This is a genomic window from Idiomarina zobellii (genome assembly GCF_900100855.1).
In the GTDB taxonomy this organism is placed as follows: Bacteria; Pseudomonadota; Gammaproteobacteria; order Enterobacterales; family Alteromonadaceae; genus Idiomarina; species Idiomarina zobellii.
In genome coordinates this window covers 16,477-30,519 of the sequence record NZ_FNCB01000004.1, presented here as the reverse complement: position 1 = coordinate 30,519, position 14,043 = coordinate 16,477, and the positions used below count along the sequence as shown (strand labels likewise).

Below are 14,043 nucleotides of genomic sequence, written 5' to 3'. Positions count from 1 at the left end.
ATTAACGACGCAACTTACAACACGTTGTCATCGCTTGACTCTGTAGAGTTTTCAGCTTCTTTTGCAGCTGCTCTCTCCGCTTCACGATCTTCTTTGGTTCTCTTTTCAGGCTTTGACAGCAAGAGTTCACGTATTCTGCTTTCCAATTCGTCCGCTATTTTGGGGTTTTCTTGCAAGAATTTCATTGAGTTTGCTTTGCCCTGGCCAATTTTATCGCCTTTATAGCTATACCAAGCGCCCGCTTTATCAACCATCTTGTGCTTAACACCCAGGTCAATAAGCTCGCCTTCTTTAGAAATGCCCTTACCATACAAAATTTGGAAGTTTGCTTCTTTAAACGGAGGCGCAACCTTGTTCTTAACCACTTTCACACGAGTTTCGTTACCGACAACTTCATCGCCTTCTTTCAAGGCACCCGTACGGCGAATATCCAAACGAACAGAGGAATAGAACTTCAGTGCGTTACCACCCGTTGTGGTTTCAGGGTTACCGAACATCACACCAATTTTCATACGAATCTGGTTGATGAAAATACACATGGTGTTCGATTTTTTAATATTTGACGTTAATTTACGAAGCGCTTGTGACATTAAACGCGCCTGCAAGCCAACATGGCTATCGCCCATTTCGCCTTCTATCTCGGCCTTAGGTGTTAAGGCAGCTACAGAGTCAACAATTACAACGTCAACAGCACCGGAACGCACCAACATATCGCAAATTTCCAGTGCTTGCTCTCCCGTATCAGGCTGAGACACAAGTAAGTCATCTACGTTAACGCCTAGAGCTTCAGCGTAGATAGGATCGAGAGCGTGCTCAGCGTCAACAAAGGCACAGGTTTTCCCCATTTTTTGGGCTTCAGCAATAACTTCTAAAGTCATTGTCGTTTTACCACTGGACTCCGGTCCATAAATTTCTATCACTCGTCCAAAGGGTAAACCACCAATGCCAAGAGCAATATCTAGCCCTAACGAACCTGTTGAAACAGAGGCAATATCCAACGTCTGGTTGTCACCCAACCGCATGATAGATCCTTTACCAAATTGACGTTCGATTTGCCCGAGCGCTGCATCCAACGCTTTTTGACGATCATTGCTCATTTTAAGCTCCGCATTAATTACTGGTTTTATACACAGTATACTGTACGTTTTTACAGTATCAAGTATTCATTAAAAAGTTTTATGAAATGACAGCTAAGTTACTGTAATAAAAACTGATTTATTGCTTTCCCCAAGACTTCGTCGATGGTTTGGCTTCTCACCTTCTGTCTATTCCCCGTGAAAGTTTGCGACCAAACTTCCTCGCAATCGGGTCCAACTAAAGCCATCCAAACCAGTCCCACCGGCTTTTCGGCGGTACCACCGCCGGGCCCTGCCACACCACTAACCGCAATAGCCCACGACGTATTGCATTGAGCCTGGGCGCCAAGCGCCATTTGTTTCACACACTCAGCCGATACAGCCCCATCTTGTTCAAGCGTTTTCTGACTCACATTCAGTAGCTGTCGCTTAAGGTCGTTAGTATAGGTGATTAATCCGCCATTAAACCAAGCAGAACTTCCCGCCACTTCCGTAATAGCGTATCCTATTCCTCCTCCGGTACAGGATTCAGCAGTGGCAATTGTTTGCTGTTTTTCTAACAAGCACTGACCAAGCTGTTCCGCGAGTTCTAAGGTTTGCGGCGTAATAACTGTGGTTGTTACCATAACATTGGCTCCAGATAAAAATAACTCAACTATGCCTGATTTTTCTGAAAAACATATCCAATCACATACCCCAATGATGCAGCAATACTTACGTATAAAAGCGCAACATGCAGACATGCTTTTATTCTATCGCATGGGGGATTTTTATGAGCTATTTTATGATGATGCCAAACGTTCGGCAGAACTTCTCGATATTTCTCTGACCGCTCGCGGACAAAGTAACGGCGAGCCCATTCCAATGGCCGGTGTTCCCTACCACGCGGTCGAAAACTATTTAGCTCGACTCGTCAATTTAGGTGAATCTGTCGCTATTTGTGAACAAGTTGGCGACCCTGCTACGAGCAAGGGGCCTGTCGAACGCAAGGTCGTTCGCATTGTCACGCCGGGAACAGTAACTGACGAGTCGCTACTGGCCGAGCGACAACAAAAACTGTTAGTCGCTATATCGGCCTTAAAAGACGACCTTTATGCAATTTCCAGCCTGGAGCTTAGCAGCGGACGTTTTTGGTTAACTCAAGCTAATTCCCACGAGCAACTGGCCGCAGAAATGCAACGTCTGGAGCCGGCAGAGCTTCTCTACCCAGACACTTTGTCGTTAACTGGTTTACCGCTGGCTAAAGCAAACTGTAAACGCCGTCCAGCCTGGGAGTTCGAACAAAAAACCGCCTTTGAGTTACTAACCCGACAGTTTGCTACCCAGCATTTGGAAGGCTTTGGGCTTAAAGCCGACGAACCTACATTAGGAGCGGCCGGGGCTATTCTTCACTATGTTAAAGAAACTCAGCGCTCGGCGTTACCGCATATTCAGTCGATTGTTACCGAGCACCCTAATGATGCCCTTATTCTGGATGCTGCTACTCGCCGTAACCTCGAGTTACAACAAAGCCTGGGCGACGCTAACACGCATTTATCGGCAGTATTGGATAAAACAGCCTCGGCTATGGGCAGCCGCCAGTTTCAACGTTGGTTACAACGTCCAATTCGAAATCAGCAAGCCTTAAATAAACGCTATGATGCAGTTGCAGCTCTACTAGAAAATAACGCTTACGAGCCTTTGCAAACCAGCCTGAAGTCGCTCTCAGACATTGAGCGTATCGTTGCGCGAGTTGGCTTAAGAACAGCCCGTCCCAAAGACTTTGCCCGCTTAAGAGACAGTCTGAAACAGCTGCCTGATATTAAAAGCCAATTACAGCACCAAAGTCTCAACCAATTGAACGAGGCTATTTTGCTTTTCCCTGAAGTGGTTGATCACTTAGAGCGCGCTATTATCGATAACCCGCCTTTACTGATAAGGGACGGCGGCGTTATTGCCGAAGGCTACGACAGTGAGCTGGACGACCTGCGGGATCTAGCCACCGGTGCCACTGACTACCTGCATCAACTAGAGCAGCGGGAACGCCAACAAACCGGTATTGCGACCTTGAAAGTTGGCTATAACAAGGTGCATGGTTACTTTATTGAAGTTAGCCGACAAAATGCAGACTCAGTCCCTGATCACTACCAGCGTCGCCAAACATTAAAAAACACAGAACGCTATATTGTTCCTGAGCTGAAAGAGCACGAAGACAAAGTACTCAATGCGCAGGCGCGCTCGTTGGCTCGAGAAAAGTGGTTATACGATCAACTCTTTGAGCAGCTTATGCCGCACGTCGCTGACTTACAAAGAACCGCCTCGGCGTTAGCTCAGCTAGATACGCTCAGCTGCTTCGCTCAACTAGCGAACAACTGGAACTATTGCCGCCCAGAGCTGACGGATGAGTCGAGCCTGATAGAACTTGAGCAAGCCCGCCACCCGGTTATTGAGCAGCTCAGCGAGACTCCTTTTATAGCCAACGACGTTGCCTTAAACGATACACAGCGCATGTTAATGATTACCGGACCCAACATGGGGGGTAAGTCTACCTTTATGCGTCAGGCAGCGCTGATTGTTATTCTGGCGCACATGGGTTGTTACGTTCCTGCAAGCGCCGCTCGCATTGGCCGCATCGATCGAATTTTTACGCGTATTGGTGCATCTGATGACCTCGCTTCTGGTCGCTCGACCTTTATGGTAGAAATGACAGAAACGGCAAACATTCTGCACAATGCGACGCCAAATAGTCTGGTGCTTATGGATGAAATTGGTCGAGGCACGTCAACCTACGATGGCTTGTCGCTTGCGTGGTCCTGTGCTGACTATCTGGCTCAAAAGCTGCAATGCCTAACTCTGTTTGCCACACACTACTTTGAGTTAACAGAATTGGCAGATGAACTCCCGGCAACCAGTAATGTGCACGTCAATGCCAAAGAGCACGGCGATACCATCGCCTTCCTGCACACGGTTACTGAAGGTGCTGCAAACCAAAGTTTTGGTTTACAGGTTGCGAAATTAGCGGGGGTTCCGGAGCACGTTATTCAACAAGCTAAACGTAAACTAAAAGAGCTGGAGACGGCGCATCATGGGAGCCACAATTCAGTTCCGGCTGAGACCAACGAAAAGCAGCCCAGTTTGCCGCTTGAACCCACACAGCCAAACCCCATTTTAGATCAGCTGAAAACAACCGACTTAAATAACTTAAGCCCGAGACAAGCACTCGATTTACTCTTTAGTTGGCAAAACAAACTCTAGAAACAAAAAGGGCTCGGTTTTATCCGAGCCCTCTCTTTAAAACAGTTATGCCAAATTATTGCCCGGAAAAAAGGGCATCCAACGTCAGTCCCTGCTGCTTCAGAGAATCTCTTAGCTTTCTTAGCGCTTCCACCTGAATTTGGCGAACCCGTTCCCGAGTTAAACCTATTTCACGACCAACGTCTTCAAGCGTTGAGGCTTCGTATCCTAATAAACCAAAACGACGCGCCAAAACTTCTTTCTGCTTAGAGTTCAACGAATCCAACCAATCGGTAATGTTAGCTTTCAAGTTCTCGTCTTGCAGTACACCCTCTGGGCCGTGGTCATCCTCGTCAGCGAGAATATCCAGCAGAGCTTTATCGTTTTCACCGCCAACCGGAGTGTCGACAGATGCAATACGCTCGTTCAAACGCAGCATCTTAGTAATGTCACCCACAGGCTTATTCAGACTTTTTGCAATATCTTCAGCTGTCGGCTCATGGTCGAGCTTGTGCGCCAGCTCGCGCGCTGCGCGTAAGTAAATATTGAGCTCTTTAACCACATGAATTGGCAAACGAATAGTTCGCGTTTGATTCATAATTGCCCGTTCTATTGTCTGGCGTATCCACCAAGTCGCGTAGGTTGAAAAACGGAAGCCGCGCTCTGGATCAAACTTTTCAACGGCGCGGATAAGACCCAGGTTACCTTCTTCAACCAGATCTAATAGCGCTAAACCTCTGTTTGAGTACCGGCGGGCAATTTTAACCACCAAGCGAAGGTTGCTTTCAATCATGCGTCGGCGGGCGGCTTTATCACCTTTTAACGCACGACGTGAATAAAAGACCTCTTCTTGGGCGGTCAATAATGGGGAGAAGCCTATCTCACCTAAATAAAGCTGAGTGGCATCCATTTTCTTTTGGTACTGACTTGAGGACGATGACAGCGCCTCTTCTAACGCCTCGTCAGAGCTCGTTGCGGACTGCTGCGCCTCGTCTGCGTTTTCAAGTAGCGCTTCTTCCTCGCTGATTTCGATAGTGTCGACTGCTTCTTCCTTTATCTGGCTCATAACAAGCTCCTGTTAATCTGAAAACCGTGTTACTGCACACGTCGACCTCCATATCTTGTTATTATTATTTCCACGTCACTAGCGAGAGCTCGGTAAATAATGCTCAGGATTCACCGACTTGCCTCTGAAACGAACCTCAAAGTGCAACTTCACTTGTTTAGCACCTGAGTCGCCCATGCGAGCTATCGTTTCACCCATGTCCACCCATTCCTTTTCTTTCACCAGAATGTCCTCATTGTGGGCATAAGCTGTAATGTAATCATCGTTATGTTTCAAAATGATTAAATTACCAAAACCTCTAAGCGCACTTCCGACATAAACTACTTTACCGGCCGCCGCAGCTTTTACAGGATCGCCCCTGTCACCGGCGAAATCGAGACCTTTATTACCTCGATCTTTCAGTGAAAAATGTTCAATAACCTTACCTGTCGACGGCCATTGCCAGGCTAACTCAGCGTTACTTGGCATTGCCGCTTCAGACCTTACCCGCACCGGCTTTTGACGGTTCTTTTTGCGAGTATCGGCTTGTTTTTTCACTGTTTTTTTCGTGTCTACTTTTTGACCATACTCTTTCTTCTGAGTCTTGGCAACGGGCGTTTTTATATTATTTTGTGCGTTATTTGCTCTTTCTTTATTACTTTGAGGTCTTTGAGTCGGTTCACTGGTGCCGGTACTTTTTGCACTGCCCGCTAAGTCCAGTGTCTGCCCCGGGTAAATCGTGTAAGGCCGGCTTAAGTTATTCAGGCGGGCTATGTCATCGACATCCATATTGGCGCGAAAAGCAATTGAGTAAAGTGTTTCACCTTTTTGTACTTCGTACTTTTTCGCATTCAAAGAGTTGGGCTGAAAGTCGCGATAGGTTTTGCCTGTATATAAGGTGTCAACGGGAGCTGGTTGAGAGCGACTGCTGCAGCCTTGCAGCACAATTGGCAGCAAGGCAAGCACTATAAGACTCTGTAACATCCCGTTTTTCAATCGCATCCCTAAACCAATTGCACCACTATGTAGGCTACTATCAATAGTATTACCAGTGACCAGCCTATTCGATCAACATATTCACGAAGTTTCACAGCCATTTTAGGGCCACCCGTTTTGAGCAACCATGCCACCAGATAAAAGCGCAAACCGCGACTAATAACCGAGGCTAATAAAAATGGGAAAAACGCAATTTGCATAACGCCCGCTGTCACCGTAAATAATTTATAGGGAATAGGCGAAAAGCCGGCAATAAAAACTATCCAAAAGCCCCAGGTTGCAAACCAGCTTTTGACAGTGTCCAGCTTGCTTTCATACCCCATAGTCTCTACAGCGGGTAAAACAACAGTTTCAAACGCCCAGAACCCAAGGAAGTAACCCAGCACCCCACCAGCAGCTGAGCTCACCGTGGTTAAAAATGCCAAGCGCCAGGCTTTGTCCGGTTGCGTCATTGCCATTGGCGCCAGCATCACATCCGGAGGAATGGGGAAAATCACCGACTCGGAAAAACTGAGTAAGGCCAAAATTGTTTTAGCCCGAGGGTGTTCGGACCAACTTAATACTTTGTCATAAAGCGCAGAAAACAACTTCAACTGAGCTCTCCTTTCACCAAAGGTACAAACCGAACATCACCAATTTGCTGTTGTTCAACGCTATCGCCGAAACGACGAATAACCGTCAGGCTTTGTGCTTCATCCTTATCGCCAACAGGGATAATCATGACCCCACCGTCGGCTAATTGTGCCACTAAGTCAGAAGGTACTTCGCTGGCGGCTGCTGTGACAATAATACCGTCAAAAGGCGCTTTACTGCTCCAGCCTTTCCAACCGTCACCATGACGCATTGACACATTATGTAGGTCTAACTGGCGTAAACGGCGCTTTGCCTGATACTGCAATTGAGCAATGCGCTCCACACTAAACACCTTATCCACCAACTGCGCCAGTATCGCCGTTTGATATCCAGAGCCCGTACCTATTTCCAGTACATTGTGGCAGTTATGCTGCATGAGTAACTGGGTCATTGTCGCGACCATTAGCGGTTGCGAGATAGTCTGACCATTTCCAATAGGCAACGCCGTGTTTTCGTATGCTTTGTGTGCTAATGACTCAGGCATAAACACATGGCGCGGTGTTTCAGCAATAACCCGTAACACCTCCTGATTGGTTATACCTAAATCAGTCAACTGCTGTATCAGTTTTTTGGCTCTTGCCTGGCCACTCATTGTATTCATCATTTTTTCTGATCTAACCACTCCGTTAGCGTGTCAGTATGGCGTTGAGCTGTCATATCCAGACTCAAAGGCGTAATGGAAACATACCCCTCGTTAATGGCAGCAAAATCCGTTTGCGGTTCGTCGCTGGTGTGGTGCCCAATAGGCCCGTACCAGAAAATCTCATTACCGAACGGGTCACGGTCATGAACCATGGTATCGGCGCGGTGACGACGACCTAACTTGGTCACTTTTGTACCTTTCAACTTGTCGTAAGTGGTATAGGGTACATTAATGTTCAGCACGGTATCTAAACGCAGCGGCGCTTTTTCCATATCAGCGACAATATCAGCAACAACTTTTGCCGCAGTTTCATAGTAGTCGTGCCCTCGTCCCCCCATCGACACAGCAATGGATGGCAGTCCCATAAAGCGCCCTTCCATAGCGGCAGCGACGGTGCCGGAATAAAGAACATCGTCGCCCATATTTGGGCTGTCATTAATGCCAGAAACGACAATATCGACATCTTCCGCTATTGGCGAGTTAGTGCCTAAGTGAACACAATCTGTTGGCGTACCATTGACCGAGTAAAAGCCATTGTCGAGTTTGCGAATGCGCAGCGGGTTATGCAGCGTTAACGAGTTACTAGCACCGGAACAGTTTCTGTCAGGTGCTATTACCCGTACTTCTGCAACCTCTTTGAGCGCTAAATAAAGCGCGCGAATTCCCGGAGCATGTACACCATCATCATTACTCAATAGAATTTTCATCATTTGTGTTCACCACTTATCGTCGCAATTTCATTCAAAATCGTTGTCGCATAGGCGCCAGATGGTAGGGTAAAGCTAAGCTCAACGGTGCTTCCGTCAAGTTCTTTTAGCTCTGGTTCACCCGGGATGACTTTCCACGCGCGTCGCCCCTCATCAACCCGAAGCTTAGCAAGTGCCTCTACCCAGCTCTGGTAAGGCTCGAGCTGCTTGTCCTCAAAGTCAGCCGACTCACCCGCGCTCATTGACTTATTGGCAGACCCCGGCAGCGGCAGCGCTATTTCAATATCCTTACTGGCAAGTCTTTGTTTAAGCTCATGGTCCCACTGCTCAACAGTAAACATCGAGTTAGAGCCAGCTAACATTGCGCAATCGCCCTCTAATAAGGAATCTGCGCCCAGCTGTTTTGCACGCTCTGAAGCTATTAAATTAAATAAGAAACTCCGTAAGGCCGACAAATAAAGTCCGCGCTTGGCTTTTGATAAACGTTTTGGACGACTGGCCATAATCCAACGCTCAGCCGCAGCCACATTGTCACCGTTGCGTCCAAAGCGCTGTTCGCCAAAGTAATTAATGGCGCCGTTTTGCGTGACCTGCTTCCAGCGCTCTTTTAACAGCGCCATGTCGCTAACACTGTGCAAGCGAATGACAAACCTATTGCCACTATGCAAACCGCTACGCAGCTTTTTCGTGCGTCTTATGACCTCCTCAATCGTCATTTCGTCATCGTTCAGCAACTGCCAGTCCAACGTGTCTTTACCGGGTAGCTGTATCGAAAACCATTGCCAGGTGACCGCTTGTCGGTCTTTCAGACCAGAGTAGCTCACTTGTTTTGGTGACACGCCGGCAAAGCGGGCAATTTTCTCAGCACAAAAGACGGTGTTGGCCCCTCGCTTTTTTATCCAAAGCCACTGGTGCTCACCTTCTTTTTCATCTTCGACGTCCAGTTGCTCTATAACCTGAAAGTCTTCAGCGGTCGCTTTGAAATTGGCACTCGGCTTCTCACCGGCATTGAGAGTGGTTAGCTCCTGACAATTAACCGTCTCTGGAGCAAGCATTAAAACGACTCCATCAGTACCACTGCGTGACAGGCAATACCTTCTTCACGCCCTACAAAGCCCAGCTTTTCGGTTGTGGTTGCTTTTACATTAACGTTATCTACACAGGTTTTTAAACAGCCTGCAATGCGGGCACGCATATCATCAATGTGAGGAGCCATTTTCGGCGCTTGAGCAACAATAGTTACGTCAATATTGCCCACCTGAAACTCTTTCTGCTGACACAAGTGCACGGCATGCTCAAGAAGTTGTGCGCTGTCAGCACCTTTGTATTGTTCATCGGTATCCGGGAAGTGCTTACCAATATCGCCTAATGCCATAGCCCCCAACAGTGCGTCAGTCACCGCGTGAAGAATAACATCGCCATCTGAATGTGCTTCCAGCCCCTGCGAGTGAGGAACCTCAATACCGCCTAAAATCAGCGGCTTATCAGCCCCCCACCGATGCACGTCGTAACCATGACCCACTCGAATCTTCATTGAGTTATTTCCTTACTCCGTCGTTGTAGATGCCAGCAGCCAGCTGGCAACACATTCAAAATCTTCGGGATGCGTAACTTTTACGTTTTTAAAAGCCCCTTCCACTAACACCGGTTGGTAACCCAGCCATTGCATCGCTGATGCTTCATCCGTCAGTTGCGGATTATGAGCCCCCATGTGTTTAATACCATTTAACAGTGCCTGTGCCTGGAACACTTGCGGCGTCTGTGCCTGCCATAAGTGTTCACGATCAACACTTTCTTCAATGTGGGCTGCCATGCCACTCGATGTCATTGCACGTTTTAAAGAGTCGCGAACCGGAATCGCTAAAATAGCACCATGCTGACTGGCTGTTCCGCTATCAATGACTCGCACTAACGCCTCTTTGGGCAAGCAAGGACGTGCAGCATCGTGAACCAGTGTATGAGTTGCTCCCTGTGCCACAGCGTACTCAACACCTCTACAAACTGACTCAGCACGAGTATCACCACCACTGATATAAGTAACGGGTTGTGCCACGTGAAATTCAGAGGCATTCGGCAAGTCGCTTGAGTCAGGATCTGACACGGCCACGATCACTTCAGTCACGCGAGGGTCAGCGCATACCGCTTCAATGCTGTACTGTAATAAGGTTTTACCGCCAACGGTTAAAAACTGTTTAGGAATATCGCTTTGCATTCGGCTGCCATGGCCGGCTGCCGGTATAACCGCTTTAACGTTGCAGTGTTCGGTGGGCTCTGTACTTGTCATATCATTATTGTGCTCTGTCCGGAACCAGACGGAAGAACACTTCGTCCTTTTTAATCATTCCCAGTTCATTGCGAGCACGCTCTTCTAACGCATCTTCACCGTCACGCAGGTCTTCAATGTCTGCGTAAATCAGTTGATTGCGCCGTTCGAGATTTTCATTGGTTACTTTTTGGTTGCTGACTTCCTGTTGCAAACGCCAATAATCTGGCAAACTGTTTTTCCCAAACCAGAGACGGTATTGTAGTGCCAGGAATAAGGTCAACAACACGACCAGAGTCACCCGCATGCTCAGCTCCGTTGTTATTATTGTTATCATTATGAAGACTATTGCAGCGACTGAAAAGCCGTTTTCAAACATTAGCAATAAAAGAGGTTAAATTGGAGTATTTTGCCGCCGCATTAGTATTCTTTTTTGCCGCTATGCTGCAAGGCATTAGTGGTTTTGGCTCCGGCTTGCTCGCCGTTCCTATTCTGGCTTTATGGTTCCCTATTAGCGTTCTTACGCCTGCATTATCCGTTATTAACATCATTGTTGGTGCCTGGATATACTGGAAAAACCGTGAAGCCGCACGTCCGTCGCAATGGAAGTGGCTAATTATATCCGGCGTTATCACATCAATTATTGCGGGCTCCTTATTACTCGCTATCGATGACCAACTCATTAAGCTGGTGCTTGGCGGTGTAATTTTAGCGGTCGCGCTTGCTCTTGCCAGCGGTAAACAGTTTCCGACAGCCGAGCACACGCCGGGCCACATTGCGGTAGGCAGTAGTTCAGGAATTCTAAATGGCTTAATGACACTCGGCGGTCCACCCATAGTTCTGTTTTTGGCAAACGCTCGTATTCCTAAGCAGCAGTTCAGAGCCACCTTAAGCCTGTTTTTTTGCTGTATCGCTATTGCTAACGTATTTAATTTTTCACGTCAGGCCATTTACGCAGAGGGACATTTTTACCTTATTTTGAGCCTATTGCCTGGCGCACTCATTGGCGCAACAGTCGGTCACAAGCTTCAGCATCATGTTTCGGAATATCGCTTTCGTCAATTAACGCTAGTATTAATGATGCTGTCCGGTGTTAGTGTATTGGCTCAAAGTATTAGCTCGTAAAATGACTTGAAGGTAGCTATGACGTTAATTTATACCCGTGAAAACAAACTTTTAGTGGAAAATGCGCGTAATGTATTGCGCATGAACGGCATAGAAACCGTTATGAAAAATGAGTTTTCAAGTGGTGCAGCTGGCGACTTAGCGCCACTGGACACGTGGCCAGAGCTTTGGTTAGTTGACAACACTCAACTTGCCAAAGCGCAGAAACTCATAGAGCAAATAGAAGTACAGGCAAATGGTGACGACTGGCGTTGTAACCAATGCCAGGAATTAAATGGCTCAGCCTTTGAGGTTTGCTGGAATTGCGGTGCTGCAGCCAATTGACGAAAATATGCATTAAAAATAATAACGAAGGAGACAACGATGAATGGAACAGAGACCTATTTATTAGCTTACTGGGGCGCTTTTGCAGCTCTGGTTATTTTATTGGTTCAGTGGCTGGTCGCTAGTGGTCGCAAAGCCAAACAACCAGGCGCCGTTCCGGGAAAAATTAATGAGTCACTCAGTCACGACTCATTCGTTTTTCGTGCGCACCGGACATTTATGAACTCACTTGAAAACTACCCTCTTATGCTGGGCACTACCTTTCTGGCGTTTTTTGTGGGGGCAAGTGCATTCTGGACGGCGCTGCTGATTTGGGTATTTGTGGGAGCACGCCTTATTCACATGGTGCTTTATTACGCTATTGCCACCGAAAAGAACCCTAGCCCACGTAGCTATTTCTTTATGATTGGTCTATTCGCTAATATTGCCTTACTGGTCGTTTGCGGTGTAACACTAGCCAGCTAAGCATTCAACGTGGGCGGTATTTAAATATCCGCCCACTCTCTCATTAGGTTATGAAACACTTTTGTTAACCGATCAAAGTTCTCAGACTTACCATTAGCATCAAATTCCACTTTCAACGATTGCTCAACGTCAAACAAAAGCTCCCGGTGGCTAGGGTGTTTTATCACGCTTTGAATCCAGCCTATCATTGCCAGACGAGCTCCCTGGGTCACCTCATTAACCCTATGGAGGTAATGGCTTGGGTATATCAATATATCCCCTTTTCCCAGACGCCAGCTTCTCTCACTGCTGGTATCTTCAATAACCAGTTCACCGCCCTCGAACGTATCAAGCTCTGATAAACCCAGCGTAAACGAAATGTCGGTGCGTACACCGTTCATCAGGGAGTCGTCCATGTGAGTACCATAGTACTGACCCACTTCATAACGATTAATACTACAACGAGCCACATGCTTTGGTCGCATAGCCGACTGAACCAGAGGGTTTGTGTGAAGCTTCTCTAATAATAGATCGGTTGCTGCTTTTGCTTTTTTTCCAGTCAATTGCTGGTTGTTCTTAACCTCTTTTGCAGCCCAGCCTGCCGTCGCTTTGCCGTCACCGAATTGCTCTGCCGATAAACCTGCCACCAGGCTGTCAATAACAGCTTCATCCACCGCTTTTTGAATATGAAGTATCATAGTTTTAACTTGCGAATAGTTATCATTTCTGCAAATATACACGAGTTCCGTCACTCAAAAAAGCACATAAGGTTTTTCTATGTTTGAGAAGAAAAAAGTTTGGGTTGGTGTTGGCAGCGTTTTAGCGACAACCATGGCAGCATCAACCGCTAATGCAGCGCCTTTAACTCAGCCAAACGCTGCACCTGCGTCTTTTATGGCAGCGCCAATGGCTGAAGGCGAAATGGCTGCGCCTGAAATCGACTTAAGCACCAATGACACTGCGTTTTTAGCGCAACTGGGATTTATTCGTGGTCACCTTTGGGTTGGCATGAAGCTTTATGAAGAGGGCCATATTGAAATGGCGAAAACTCACATGAAGCACCCAGGGGATGAGCTCTACGCGGGGCTAACTGAAGCCTTTAACGACCGTGGTCAGCCTGGCTTTGCCGATGAGCTTGAAGCATTAGCTGATAGCGTTATCAACGACAACAGTAAAGACGTTGTTATGAACAATTACAAGGTACTGCTTGATGCTATCAGCGCGCACGAGCCTATCGCCGATATGGCAGCAAAAGGTGTGCTGTTAAGCGTCGCTACTATGCTAATGGCAACCGCCGATGAGTACGCTGTGGGTATTCAGGAAGGTAAAGTTGCGCAAGTACATGAGTATCAAGACGCACTCGGCTTTAAAGAAATTGCGCTCAATCGCTTAGAGAGAATTAATAGCGAAGAAGCAGAAAAGGCCTCTGAAGCGATTGAAGAGACCCGCAGTGTTCTGAAATCATTAACAGACCTTTGGCCGACCATTACACCGGAAGGTGAACTGCAAGGTGATGCCAGCAAGATCTATGGTGCGGCGTCACGAATTGAACTCGAAGCTCGCAGTATTTAAAC

Annotated in this window: 17 protein-coding genes; 5 read left to right on the top strand and 12 right to left on the bottom strand. The window is 47.3% G+C overall.

Annotation, left to right across the window (positions count from 1 at the left end):
• Window positions 1-14: 14 nt before the first annotated feature.
• Window positions 15-1,097, bottom strand: a complete 1,083-nt coding sequence (gene recA / locus BLT32_RS05485) for a recombinase RecA (RefSeq protein ID WP_053953527.1) — start codon at window positions 1,095-1,097, stop codon at window positions 15-17.
• A gap of 98 nt (window positions 1,098-1,195) precedes the next feature.
• Window positions 1,196-1,702 carry a CinA family protein gene (locus BLT32_RS05480; RefSeq protein ID WP_053953526.1) on the bottom strand — a complete coding sequence of 169 codons (507 nt, stop codon included), beginning with the start codon at window positions 1,700-1,702 and terminating at the stop codon, window positions 1,196-1,198.
• A 31-nt stretch (window positions 1,703-1,733) separates the two neighbouring features.
• Here BLT32_RS05480 and mutS point away from each other — a divergent pair, with 31 nt between their 5' ends.
• Window positions 1,734-4,310, top strand: a complete 2,577-nt coding sequence (gene mutS / locus BLT32_RS05475) for a DNA mismatch repair protein MutS (protein WP_053953656.1) — start codon at window positions 1,734-1,736, stop codon at window positions 4,308-4,310.
• A gap of 55 nt (window positions 4,311-4,365) precedes the next feature.
• On the opposite strand, the gene rpoS is transcribed toward mutS, so the two are convergent.
• From rpoS to ftsB, 9 genes are all read right to left on the bottom strand, one after another.
• A complete protein-coding gene (rpoS, locus tag BLT32_RS05470; RefSeq protein ID WP_053953525.1) occupies window positions 4,366-5,355 on the bottom strand; it encodes an RNA polymerase sigma factor RpoS in 990 nt (329 codons plus the stop codon).
• A 78-nt stretch (window positions 5,356-5,433) separates the two neighbouring features.
• On the bottom strand, window positions 5,434-6,318 hold the full coding sequence (locus BLT32_RS05465) for a peptidoglycan DD-metalloendopeptidase family protein (protein WP_200906807.1): 885 nt from the start codon (window positions 6,316-6,318) through the stop codon (window positions 5,434-5,436).
• Between the two features lie 20 nt (window positions 6,319-6,338).
• Entirely contained in the window at window positions 6,339-6,923 is a 585-nt protein-coding gene (locus BLT32_RS05460) for a YqaA family protein (RefSeq protein ID WP_053953523.1), read from the bottom strand.
• Window positions 6,920-7,555: a protein-L-isoaspartate(D-aspartate) O-methyltransferase gene (locus BLT32_RS05455; protein WP_407716540.1), complete on the bottom strand. Its 636-nt coding sequence runs from the start codon at window positions 7,553-7,555 to the stop codon at window positions 6,920-6,922. The genes BLT32_RS05460 and BLT32_RS05455 overlap by 4 nt, the downstream gene beginning before the upstream one ends.
• Before the next feature lie 8 nt (window positions 7,556-7,563).
• The gene (surE, locus tag BLT32_RS05450) at window positions 7,564-8,316 is read right to left on the bottom strand and encodes a 5'/3'-nucleotidase SurE (RefSeq protein ID WP_053953521.1); all 753 of its coding nucleotides are present in this window, start codon (window positions 8,314-8,316) and stop codon (window positions 7,564-7,566) included.
• A complete protein-coding gene (truD, locus tag BLT32_RS05445) occupies window positions 8,313-9,368 on the bottom strand; it encodes a tRNA pseudouridine(13) synthase TruD (protein ID WP_053953520.1) in 1,056 nt (351 codons plus the stop codon). Before truD ends, surE begins: the two co-directional genes overlap by 4 nt.
• Window positions 9,368-9,847 carry a 2-C-methyl-D-erythritol 2,4-cyclodiphosphate synthase gene (ispF, locus tag BLT32_RS05440; protein ID WP_053953519.1) on the bottom strand — a complete coding sequence of 160 codons (480 nt, stop codon included), beginning with the start codon at window positions 9,845-9,847 and terminating at the stop codon, window positions 9,368-9,370. The genes truD and ispF overlap by 1 nt, the downstream gene beginning before the upstream one ends.
• A gap of 12 nt (window positions 9,848-9,859) precedes the next feature.
• Window positions 9,860-10,597: a 2-C-methyl-D-erythritol 4-phosphate cytidylyltransferase gene (gene ispD / locus BLT32_RS05435; protein WP_053953518.1), complete on the bottom strand. Its 738-nt coding sequence runs from the start codon at window positions 10,595-10,597 to the stop codon at window positions 9,860-9,862.
• 4 nt (window positions 10,598-10,601) lie between these two features.
• Window positions 10,602-10,883, bottom strand: coding sequence for a cell division protein FtsB (gene ftsB, locus BLT32_RS05430; protein ID WP_053953517.1), 282 nt, complete (start codon window positions 10,881-10,883; stop codon window positions 10,602-10,604).
• Window positions 10,884-10,924: 41 nt separating this feature from the next.
• Between ftsB and BLT32_RS05425 the strand changes: the two genes are divergently transcribed.
• Genes BLT32_RS05425 through BLT32_RS05415 form a run of 3 tightly spaced genes read left to right on the top strand, consistent with a single transcriptional unit; the run spans window position 10,925 to window position 12,490 of the window.
• Window positions 10,925-11,701 carry a sulfite exporter TauE/SafE family protein gene (locus BLT32_RS05425; protein ID WP_235443977.1) on the top strand — a complete coding sequence of 259 codons (777 nt, stop codon included), beginning with the start codon at window positions 10,925-10,927 and terminating at the stop codon, window positions 11,699-11,701.
• An 18-nt stretch (window positions 11,702-11,719) separates the two neighbouring features.
• Complete coding sequence (locus tag BLT32_RS05420) at window positions 11,720-12,025, top strand: putative signal transducing protein (protein ID WP_053953515.1); 306 nt, start codon at window positions 11,720-11,722, stop codon at window positions 12,023-12,025.
• A gap of 39 nt (window positions 12,026-12,064) precedes the next feature.
• Window positions 12,065-12,490, top strand: coding sequence for an MAPEG family protein (locus BLT32_RS05415; protein ID WP_053953514.1), 426 nt, complete (start codon window positions 12,065-12,067; stop codon window positions 12,488-12,490).
• A 20-nt stretch (window positions 12,491-12,510) separates the two neighbouring features.
• Here BLT32_RS05415 and BLT32_RS05410 read toward each other — a convergent pair whose 3' ends face one another.
• Window positions 12,511-13,167, bottom strand: a complete 657-nt coding sequence (locus tag BLT32_RS05410; RefSeq protein WP_053953513.1) for a Fe2+-dependent dioxygenase — start codon at window positions 13,165-13,167, stop codon at window positions 12,511-12,513.
• Between the two features lie 79 nt (window positions 13,168-13,246).
• On the opposite strand from BLT32_RS05410, the gene BLT32_RS05405 reads away from it, so the two are divergent.
• A complete protein-coding gene (locus tag BLT32_RS05405; RefSeq protein ID WP_053953512.1) occupies window positions 13,247-14,041 on the top strand; it encodes a 4-helix bundle domain-containing protein in 795 nt (264 codons plus the stop codon).
• The last annotated feature ends 2 nt before the right edge of the window (window positions 14,042-14,043 follow it).

Bases quoted from the DNA above. Each gene is read 5' to 3' on its own strand.
- recA (WP_053953527.1), bottom strand. From the start codon at position 1,097: ATGAGCAATGATCGTCAAAAAGCGTTGGATGCAGCGCTCGGGCAAATC.
- BLT32_RS05480 (WP_053953526.1), bottom strand. From the start codon at position 1,702: ATGGTAACAACCACAGTTATTACGCCGCAAACCTTAGAACTCGCGGAA.
- mutS (WP_053953656.1), top strand. From the start codon at position 1,734: ATGCCTGATTTTTCTGAAAAACATATCCAATCACATACCCCAATGATG.
- rpoS (WP_053953525.1), bottom strand. From the start codon at position 5,355: ATGAGCCAGATAAAGGAAGAAGCAGTCGACACTATCGAAATCAGCGAG.
- BLT32_RS05465 (WP_200906807.1), bottom strand. From the start codon at position 6,318: ATGTTACAGAGTCTTATAGTGCTTGCCTTGCTGCCAATTGTGCTGCAA.
- BLT32_RS05455 (WP_407716540.1), bottom strand. From the start codon at position 7,555: ATGAGTGGCCAGGCAAGAGCCAAAAAACTGATACAGCAGTTGACTGAT.
- surE (WP_053953521.1), bottom strand. From the start codon at position 8,316: ATGATGAAAATTCTATTGAGTAATGATGATGGTGTACATGCTCCGGGA.
- truD (WP_053953520.1), bottom strand. From the start codon at position 9,368: ATGCTTGCTCCAGAGACGGTTAATTGTCAGGAGCTAACCACTCTCAAT.
- ispF (WP_053953519.1), bottom strand. From the start codon at position 9,847: ATGAAGATTCGAGTGGGTCATGGTTACGACGTGCATCGGTGGGGGGCT.
- ispD (WP_053953518.1), bottom strand. From the start codon at position 10,597: ATGACAAGTACAGAGCCCACCGAACACTGCAACGTTAAAGCGGTTATA.
- ftsB (WP_053953517.1), bottom strand. From the start codon at position 10,883: ATGCGGGTGACTCTGGTCGTGTTGTTGACCTTATTCCTGGCACTACAA.
- BLT32_RS05420 (WP_053953515.1), top strand. From the start codon at position 11,720: ATGACGTTAATTTATACCCGTGAAAACAAACTTTTAGTGGAAAATGCG.
- BLT32_RS05415 (WP_053953514.1), top strand. From the start codon at position 12,065: ATGAATGGAACAGAGACCTATTTATTAGCTTACTGGGGCGCTTTTGCA.
- BLT32_RS05410 (WP_053953513.1), bottom strand. From the start codon at position 13,167: ATGATACTTCATATTCAAAAAGCGGTGGATGAAGCTGTTATTGACAGC.
- BLT32_RS05405 (WP_053953512.1), top strand. From the start codon at position 13,247: ATGTTTGAGAAGAAAAAAGTTTGGGTTGGTGTTGGCAGCGTTTTAGCG.